At 61.9% G+C, this 459-nt stretch carries 1 protein-coding gene; it reads left to right on the top strand.

All coding sequences use genetic code 11. The features are described from left to right. Positions 1 to 123: 123 nt before the first annotated feature. Positions 124 to 354: an antitoxin gene (locus tag M1M07_RS32440; protein ID WP_147853608.1), complete on the top strand. Its 231-nt coding sequence runs from the start codon at positions 124 to 126 to the stop codon at positions 352 to 354. The last annotated feature ends 105 nt before the right edge of the window (positions 355 to 459 follow it).

The raw sequence follows: 459 nt of genomic DNA on the forward strand, positions 1-459 counted from the left end.
GATGAGGCGCGGGAGATGCTGGCGCTGAAGGGCGGGGACAAGGTCGCGTTCTGAGGAGGGTCCACCCTTGCTTGTGCGGTCGCCGACGTGGGCATATGTTAAGCCATATGCCGGGAGGTGAGCATGGAGCGCATCGCCAAGGTCTTCAGGAATAACCGCAGCCAAGCCGTCCGAATTCCGAAGGAGTTCGAATTGCCTGGCGACGAAGTGTCGGTCTCTCGACAACCCGATGGGAGCCTGATCCTTCGACCCCGGCTTCGCCTCGAGGCTCTCATCGCGTCGCTGGAACCGCTTCCGCGGGAAGACAGGTTGGACGAAATCCCGGATCTCGAGGCGGAAGACGTCGTTCTGTGAGCGGCATCGTGCGCTATCTGCTCGATACCAACATTCTGTCGGATCTCATCAATCGCGGGCGGGACGGCCCAGTCGCCGCCATGCTCGAAGGGCGCACAGCCAATG

This window comes from Rhodococcus sp. HM1 (assembly GCF_023218075.1).
In the GTDB taxonomy this organism is placed as follows: domain Bacteria; phylum Actinomycetota; class Actinomycetes; order Mycobacteriales; family Mycobacteriaceae; genus Rhodococcus.